Source organism: Cupriavidus sp. FW305-27 (genome assembly GCF_058787995.1).
On record NZ_JBYTAG010000122.1, the window covers coordinates 1 to 8,067 of the forward strand.

Sequence of the window (8,067 nt, forward strand, 5' to 3'; positions counted from 1 at the left end):
GCCTAAGCCCCGCCTCCGGCCTGTTCGCCGCCTTCCGCCGCTTTTCCCTGCTGGCCGCGCTTGCGCTGGCCGTGGCTGCCTGCGGGCAGCAGAAGGCCTCGTTCCGCAATGTCGACATCACCGGCGCGGCGGACTTCGGCAAGGACTTCTCGCTGACCGACCATCACGGCAAGGTGCGTACCATCGCCGACTTCAAGGGCAAGGCGGTGGTGATGTTCTTCGGCTACACCCACTGCCCGGACGTGTGCCCGACGACGATGGCCGAACTGAAGGCGGTGATGGAGAAACTGGGCCCGGATGCCGACCGCGTGCAGGTGCTGTTCGTCACGGTCGACCCGGAACGCGACACGCAGGCGCTGCTGGCGCAGTACGTGCCGGCCTTCGATGCGCGCTTCCTGGGGCTGCGCCCGGCCGACGAAGCCGCACTGCAGAAGTTGACCAAGGACTTCAAGGTGTTCTACGCCAAGGTGCCGGGCAGCTCCCCGAACAACTACACGGTGGACCACTCCGCGGGCAGCTATGTGTTCGACCCGGACGGCAAGCTGCGGCTGTTCATCCGCCACGGCCAGGGTCCGGATCCGATCGCGCACGACCTGAAACAGCTGCTGTCGTGACGTGAAAGGGTGGGAAGGGGTGCGGCATAAGGTCGCACTCACCCTCTCGCGGGCAACAAAAAGGCCGGTCCAGTGGACCGGCCTTTTGCATGGCTGGGGGTGCGGATCAGGCGAACGCCTGCAGCGCCCCCTTCATCTTCTTCATGGCCGCGGCCTCGATCTGGCGGATGCGCTCGGCCGAGACGCCGAACTCGTCAGCCAGCTCATGCAGCGTGGAGCCGCCCGAGCCATCGTCTTCGACGTGCAGCCAGCGTGCCTCGATGATGCGGCGGCTGCGTTCGTCCAGCTTGCCCAGCGCTTCTTCCAGGCCCTCGACCTGCATGCGGTCGTGGCGCTTGGCTTCCAGCACGCGGGTGGGCTCGTTGTGGTTGTCCGCCAGGTAGGCGATGGGGGCGAATTCCTCTTCGCCGTCGTCGATCTGGCCTTCCAGCGCCAAGTCGCCGCCCGACAGGCGGGTTTCCATCTCCATCACTTCTTCGGGCTTGACGTTCAGCTCGCGCGCCACGGCCTCGACCTGCTCCGGCGTGAACGTGTGCGCGCCCTGCTTGTGGCTGCGCAGGTTGAAGAACAGCTTGCGCTGGGCCTTGGTGGTGGCCACCTTGACCATGCGCCAGTTCTTCAGCACGTATTCGTGGATCTCGGCCTTGATCCAGTGCATCGCGTACGACACCAGGCGCACGCCCTGGTCGGGGTCGAAGCGCTTGACCGCCTTCATCAGGCCGATATTGCCTTCCTGGATCAGGTCGGCGTGGGGCAGGCCGTAGCCCAGGTACTGGCGGGCGATCGACACCACCAGGCGCAGGTGGGACATCACCATCTGGCGGGCAGCGTCAACGGAATCGTGGTCGCGGAGCTCGCGCGCCAGGCGCTGCTCTTCCTCCGCGGTCAACAGCGGAATCCGGTGGACAGCCTGGATATAGCTGTCGAGGTTGCCAACGGTGGCCGGGAAGGTCAGCGCGAAGCTGCCCGTGCTCCGGGGTGCCGTCGGCAGACGGTTATTCAGGGTTTGGTCGGCAGACAAGACTGCGTTCACTCAATGGCTCCTTTCGCATCCGGCGGTTCGGTTGCCGGGGTGCCGCGCCTGTTGGGGCGGTGGCACTGCAACACATATTAGCACTCAGGCCGGGTGAGTGCTAATTGGAGCCCCGATGGTCGTGATAGTTCCTCTCGATTGCTCTTGCTGCTGGCATAGCTACCTATCAATTCGAGCGGCGGGAACGATACCCACGGTTCGGCGCACTGGATGTTAGAGCGGTGCCGGGCACGGGGGTTCTGCCCGCTGCTGCAATGATTTGTTGCAGCAGCGGCTACACTCGACCAAGCTGCGGCGCGCTGGCATCCTTGCAAGCCTCTCTCATTCCACCGGAGGAGTTATGTCTGCTATCGAACACTTGCTCAAGCCGCATGTGCGCGACCTGGGCGATTTTACCGTGCGCCGGCTGTTGCCCGCCGCCGCCACCCAGACCGTTGGTCCGTTTATCTTCTTCGACCATATGGGGCCGGTGCAACTGCCGCCGGGCGGCGGAGCCGACGTGCGCCCGCATCCACATATCGGACTGGCCACGGTCACTTATCTGTTCGAGGGCGAGATCATCCACCGAGACAGCCTGGGCAGCGACCAGGCGATCCGCCCGGGCGATGTCAACTGGATGACCGCCGGGCACGGCATCGTGCACTCGGAGCGCTCGCCCGAGCATGTGCGCCCCGCCGGGGCCCGCCTGCACGGCATCCAGACCTGGGTGGCACTGCCGCAGGAGCATGAGGGTGCCGAGCCGTCATTTTTCCACCATCCCGCCGCCACGCTGCCACGGATCGAGCGGCCGGGTGTGCGCATGGTGGTGATTGCGGGCGATGCCTTTGGCCAGGTCTCTCCGGTCAAGGTCTTCAGCCGCACCCTGTACGTGGCGATCGAGCTGGATGCGGGCGCGAGCGTGGAGATCCCGGCCGATCATGCCGAGCGGGGCATCTATCCGGTGGACGGGGCGGTGGCGCTCGACGGCGAGCCGCTGCCGGCCGAGCATATGGTGGTGCTCACGCCGGGCCAGCCCGCAACGCTGACGGCCACGACGCCGTCGCGCGTAATGCTGCTGGGCGGCGACCCGACCGACGGGCACCGCTTCATCTACTGGAATTTCGTTGCCAGCAGCAAGGTGGCGATCGAGGCCGCCGCCCAGCGCTGGGAGGACGATCAGTTCCCGCACGTGCCGGGCGAGACCGAGCGCATCCCGCTGCCCCCGCGCAAGCCCTGACAGCGGTCCCGGGGCTGGCTCAGACCGGGCTGGCCCAGGTCACGCGAGTGCCTTGCCGCAGGCATTCGCGGATGGCCTCGACCTGGATCGCGATCGGTGCCGGCACCGGCGCCGCGCCGTCCAGCACGCGCCGGATCCAGGCCACGGTCTGGCCGGCGTCGCTGCCGGGCGGCAGTTCAGGCACTTCGGCCAGCGAACCAACAGCCGGATCGACCAGCGTCTGCTGGTGCCCCTCGTGCAGCCAGTCGATGCGGCTGGTGCGGCGCGCATCGGCCACCACTTCGCCCTCGGTGCCGCGTGCCAGCAGCACGTTGGCGGGTTCATGCGAGAAGTAGTCGGTCAGCGTCTCGCGGTATTCGGGGTGGGTGTAGCTGTACAGGCGCAACCCTTCCGCGGGCGAATGCTCGCCCACCGGCTGCAGCATCTTGGCCACCGTATGCGCCGAATTGCGCAGGCCGATCACGGTGCGCCGCTCCAGCAGCTGCGACAGCCCGGGCGACAGCACATCCACCGGCAGCACCGCCAGCGGCCCGAGGTCGCTGCTCTCGCGCAGCCGTGCCGAGGCGTCGCCGGTAGTCGCGCACAAGGGCACGCCCAGCGCCTCGAACAGCGCCATGCTGGTCACGCGGCCATTGAACAGGCGCGTGCCGTGCACCAGCACGGGGACATCTTCGCGCGCCAGCAGCAGCGCCAGCAGCGGCACCAGGTTGGGTTGCTTGCGCGCACCGTTGTAGCTGGGGATCACCACCACCTGCCGGTCAGGCGGCGCCGGCAGCGGCTGGCAGTGCGCATGGGCGGCTTCCAGCATGCCGGCCAGCTCGTGCGGGGCCTCGCCCTTGATGCGGTAGGCCATCAGGATGGCGCCGAGCTCCAGGTCCGAGACGCGCCCGGCCAGCATGGCGTCGAACAGGGCCTGCGCGTCTTCGCGCGGCAGCGCCCGCGCGCCGTTGACGCCGCGGCCGATCTCCTTGATATAGCGGGCAGCAGGGAAGGACGTGGCTGGCGTGGTCATGGCGGCGTGGGGGTAGTCTGTTCTGGGTTCATGATAGCGGAGCCAGGCCGCCGCGCCCATCGCCGCCTGTGCCACATAGGGCCGCCCACCGGCACGCGGCCGGCGGGCACTACGCGGCTTCCTGCAGCGCCGGGTTGCGCTGCTTGCGGTAGAGGAAGTCCAGCACCGCGGTGCGGCAGGCGTGGTAGGCCTTGTCGTCGGCCAGCGCGACGCGGTCGCGCGGACGCGGAAGCTCCACCTTCAGGATCTCGCCGATGGTCGCGGCCGGACCGTTGGTCATCATGATGATGCGGTCGGCCAGCAGCACGGCCTCGTCGACGTCGTGGGTCACCATCACCACGGTGCTGCGGGTGCGCGCCACGATCTTGATCAGCTCGTCCTGCAGGTGCGCGCGCGTGAGCGCATCGAGCGCGCCGAAGGGCTCGTCCATCAGCAGCACCTTGGGCGCCATCGCCAGCGCGCGGGCAATGCCCACGCGCTGCTTCATGCCGCCGGAGATCTCATGCGGATACTTGTTCTCGGCGTGCGTCAGGCCCACCAGCGCCAGCGTGTCGTGCGTGCGCGCCTTGAGCTGCGGCTTGCTCTCGCTGGCGGCGAAGACGCGCTCCACGCCCAGGTAGACGTTCTCGAAGCACGTCAGCCACGGCAGCAGCGAATGGTTCTGGAACACCACCGCGCGCTCCGGCCCCGGCCCGGCGATCTCGCGCCCGGCGCAGATCAGCGCGCCGGTGGTGGGCGTGGCCAGTCCCGCGACCAGGTTCAGCAGCGTGGACTTGCCGCAGCCTGAATGGCCGATCAGCGTGATGAACTCGCCCTCGGCGATATGCAGGTTGATATCGCGCAGGGCGACGAACGGGCCCTTGCGGGTCTTGAAGGTCTGGCCGACGTTTTCGATGCTGACGAACTTGTCCATGGCGATTCTCCCCGCGTGTCAGTTGGTGCCGTAGCTGAAGCGCCGGGCCAGCGCCAGCAGCGCATGCTCCAGCAGCAGCCCGATGATGCCGATCACGAAGATCGCGATCACGATGTGCTCGACCTTCAGGTTGTTCCATTCGTCCCACAGCCAGAAGCCGATGCCGGTGCCGCCGGTCAGCATCTCGGCCGCGACGATCACCAGCCACGCGGTGCCGATCGACAGCCGTACGCCGGTCAGCATGTAGGGCAGCACCGCGGGGAACAGCACCCGCGTGAACACCTTCCATTCCGACAGGTCCAGCACGCGCGCCACGTTCAGGTAGTCCTGCGGCACGCGCGTGACGCCGACCGCGGTGTTGATCACCATCGGCCAGATCGAGCAGATGAAGATTGCCCAGATCGCGGCCGGGTTGGCGGCCTTGAACAGCAGCAGGCCGATCGGCAGCCACGCCAGCGGCGAGACCGGGCGCAGCAGGCTGATCACCGGCGCGGTCATCGCGTTCAGGAAGGCGAAGCGCCCGATCAGGAAGCCGGCCGGGATGCCGACCAGCGCGGCCAGGCCGAAGCCCGCCGCGACGCGCGCCAGCGATGCCAGCACGTTCCAGCCGATGCCCTGGTCATTGGGCCCGTTGCGGTAGAACGGGTCGGCAAACAGCGGCACCGCGGCGTTCCATGTGGCCTGCGGCGTGGGAATGGCCGGGATCATCGTGGCGATGCCGTGCCAGGCCAGCACGAACAGGGCAAAGCCCAGTACCGGCGGCACGGCCTTGAGCACCAGCGCGGCGACCGCCTCGCGGCGTTGCGCGCGCCGTGCCTGCGCGGCGATTTCCTGCTCGCGCCGGCGCGCCCGCTCCTTGGTGTCGGGGTCGGCGCTGGCGGCTACGGTTGCACCATCGGGCGTGGGGTGGGCTATGGCATTCACGTCTGGCTCCTTTCGTCAGGGGCACTGCGGATCAGTGGGGGAAGGCTTGCGTCAGGCCTTGATCTTGAAACCGTCGGCGTAGGCCTTGGGGTCCTTGCCGTCCCAGACCACGCCGTCGATCAGCTTGGCGCTGCGCATGTCGCTCTTGGGCAGCGGCACCTGCGCGGCGGCGGCGGCCTGCTTGTAGACGTCGATGCGGTTGACCTGCCGGGCCACGGCGAGATAGTCCGGATGTTCCTTCAGCAAGCCCCAGCGCTTGTGCTGGGTCAGGAACCACATGCCGTCGGACAGGTACGGGTAGTTGGCGGCGCCGTCCTGGTAGAACTTCATCGCGTCGGGGTCGTCCCAGGTCTTGCCCAGGCCGTTGGTGTAGCGGCCCAGCATGCGGTCCAGGATGATGTCCATGTCGGTGTTGACGTAGGACTTGGCGGCAATGGTCTCGGCGGTCTTGCGGCGGTTGGAGGCCGACGCATCGATGAACTTCGATGCCTCCAGCACTGCGGCCACCATCGCGCGCGCGGTGTTGGGGTATTTCTGCACGAACTCCGCGGTGGTGCCCAGGGTCTTCTCGGGGTGGCCCTTCCAGATGGCCTGCGTGGTCTCGGCGGTGAAGCCGATCTTGTCGGCGATGGCGCGCGCGCCCCAGGGCTCGCCCACGCAGAAGCCGTCCATATTGCCCACGCGCATATTGGCCACCATCTGCGGCGGCGGCACCGTGATGGCCTTGGCGTCCTGCATCGGGTTGATGCCGTTGGCCGCCAGCCAGTAGTACAGCCACATTGCGTGCGTGCCGGTGGGGAAGGTCTGGGCGAAGGTGTAGTCGCGCTTCTCCTTCATCATCAGCGCCTTCAGGCTGGCGCCGTCCTTGACGCCTTTCTCGGCGAGCTTGGACGACAGCGTGATGGCCTGGCCGTTGTGGTTCAGGTTCATCAGCACGGCCATGTCCTTCTTCGGGCCGCCGATGCCCAGCTGCACGCCGTAGATCAGTCCGTACAGCACGTGCGCCGCGTCCAGCTCGCCGTTGACCAGCTTGTCGCGCACGCCGGCCCATGAGGCTTCCTTGGTCGGCGTGATCTTGATGCCGTATTTCTTGTCCAGCCCGAGCGTCGCGGCCATCACCACCGAGGCGCAGTCGGTCAGCGGGATAAAGCCGATGCGCACGTCGGTCTTCTCGGGCGCGTCCGAGCCCGCTGCCCACGCACCGGCGCGCACCAGCGGATCGACCAGCGTCATCACGCTGGCGCCGGCGATGGTGGCAAGCGCGCGGCGGCGGCCGCTGCTGGCCGGCACGGCGTCGGCAGCCGCGTCGGGAACGTGGACGGCTGCGTGCAGCGGCTTGGCAATCCTGAGGCGAGAGGGCATTGCATGGCTCCAAGAAAAAAGGCGTCCCCTCCGCGACCGGCTTCGCCAGAAGACCGGTGCGGCGCAGGGACGCCGTTGTCCGTGGCGTGACGCAGCCCGCGTTGGCCGTGTCCGCCGAAATTGTTGGTCGGCCGCCGTTGGCCGATACCTGCATAACGCAAGGCGTGTGCCAGCCTGTGCAGTGCAGCATTCGAGGGCGGATTTGTGACGGATCGGGGGGAAATGATCGGATGTGGTGCGCGCGCGCTGGCCGCCGCCACATTCGGGGGAGCAGGGGAGGGAGGTGACGCAGCGCGGCAGCGCCAGGAGCGTGCATTGCACCAGTCGCGTGCGGCGGCGCACCACGGCTGGCAGGCGGGAGCGGCTCAGCCCATCACGTCGATCACGCGCTGGGCCGCGTCCACCAGCTTCAGGCCGCGCTCCATCGCCATGCTGCGCAGGCGCTTGTAGGCCTCGTCCTCGCTGAGGCCGCGCGCCTGCATCAGCAGTCCCTTGGCGCGCTCGACCACCTTGCGCTCGGCCAGCTTGAGCCGGGTGGCATCGAGCTCGGCGCGCAGCTGCTGATCCAGTTCGAAGCGTGTGTAGGCGACGTCGAGCACGGTCTTGACGCGCTCGGCGCGCAGGCCGTCGACGATATAGGCGGTGATCCCCGCCGTCAGCGCTGCCTTGATGCGCTGGCTGTCGTCGTTGTCGGTGAACAGCACGATCGGGCGCGGCGCATGCTGGGTCGAGACGCAGACATGCTCGATGGTGTCGCGCGCGGCGGATTCAGACGCGATGATCAGCATGTCGGGCTGGGTCGCCGTGATCACATCCGGCAGGCGCAGGTCGGCATCGACGATCTGGATCTCGGTAAAGCCGGCGCTGACCAGCCCGCCGCGGATGGTCTCGACGTTCAGCGGGTCGGCGTCATGCGGGTCGCGCACGAGCAGGATCCGCAACACCCGGCCGCCGGCAGTGGGCGGGGCAGGTGCGGCAGCGGTGGGCGATGGG

At 67.9% G+C, this 8,067-nt stretch carries 8 protein-coding genes; 2 read left to right on the forward strand and 6 right to left on the reverse strand.

Annotation, left to right across the window (positions count from 1 at the left end; all coding sequences use genetic code 11):
• The first annotated feature begins 20 nt into the window (after positions 1-20).
• Positions 21-614 (forward strand): SCO family protein, encoded by a 594-nt coding sequence (locus AC3WRI_RS32525; protein ID WP_492294970.1) that lies wholly within the window; start codon positions 21-23, stop codon positions 612-614.
• A gap of 106 nt (positions 615-720) precedes the next feature.
• Here the strand turns inward: AC3WRI_RS32525 and rpoH are convergent, their stop codons facing one another.
• Positions 721-1,647, reverse strand: coding sequence for an RNA polymerase sigma factor RpoH (rpoH, locus tag AC3WRI_RS32530; protein WP_011614472.1), 927 nt, complete (start codon positions 1,645-1,647; stop codon positions 721-723).
• Positions 1,648-1,987: 340 nt separating this feature from the next.
• Between rpoH and AC3WRI_RS32535 the strand changes: the two genes are divergently transcribed.
• Positions 1,988-2,863 carry a pirin family protein gene (locus AC3WRI_RS32535; protein WP_010814808.1) on the forward strand — a complete coding sequence of 292 codons (876 nt, stop codon included), beginning with the start codon at positions 1,988-1,990 and terminating at the stop codon, positions 2,861-2,863.
• Positions 2,864-2,882: 19 nt separating this feature from the next.
• On the opposite strand, the gene ybiB is transcribed toward AC3WRI_RS32535, so the two are convergent.
• The 5 genes from ybiB to AC3WRI_RS32560 form a co-directional block, all read right to left on the reverse strand.
• Positions 2,883-3,875: a DNA-binding protein YbiB gene (gene ybiB / locus AC3WRI_RS32540; protein ID WP_010814807.1), complete on the reverse strand. Its 993-nt coding sequence runs from the start codon at positions 3,873-3,875 to the stop codon at positions 2,883-2,885.
• Between the two features lie 109 nt (positions 3,876-3,984).
• A complete protein-coding gene (locus AC3WRI_RS32545) occupies positions 3,985-4,788 on the reverse strand; it encodes an ABC transporter ATP-binding protein (protein WP_010814806.1) in 804 nt (267 codons plus the stop codon).
• A gap of 18 nt (positions 4,789-4,806) precedes the next feature.
• Positions 4,807-5,712 (reverse strand): nitrate ABC transporter permease, encoded by a 906-nt coding sequence (gene ntrB / locus AC3WRI_RS32550; RefSeq protein ID WP_010814805.1) that lies wholly within the window; start codon positions 5,710-5,712, stop codon positions 4,807-4,809.
• A gap of 51 nt (positions 5,713-5,763) precedes the next feature.
• A complete protein-coding gene (locus AC3WRI_RS32555; protein WP_010814804.1) occupies positions 5,764-7,074 on the reverse strand; it encodes a CmpA/NrtA family ABC transporter substrate-binding protein in 1,311 nt (436 codons plus the stop codon).
• 365 nt (positions 7,075-7,439) lie between these two features.
• A partial coding sequence (locus AC3WRI_RS32560; RefSeq protein ID WP_492294968.1) for an ANTAR domain-containing response regulator occupies positions 7,440-8,067 on the reverse strand: 628 nt, incomplete at its 5' end.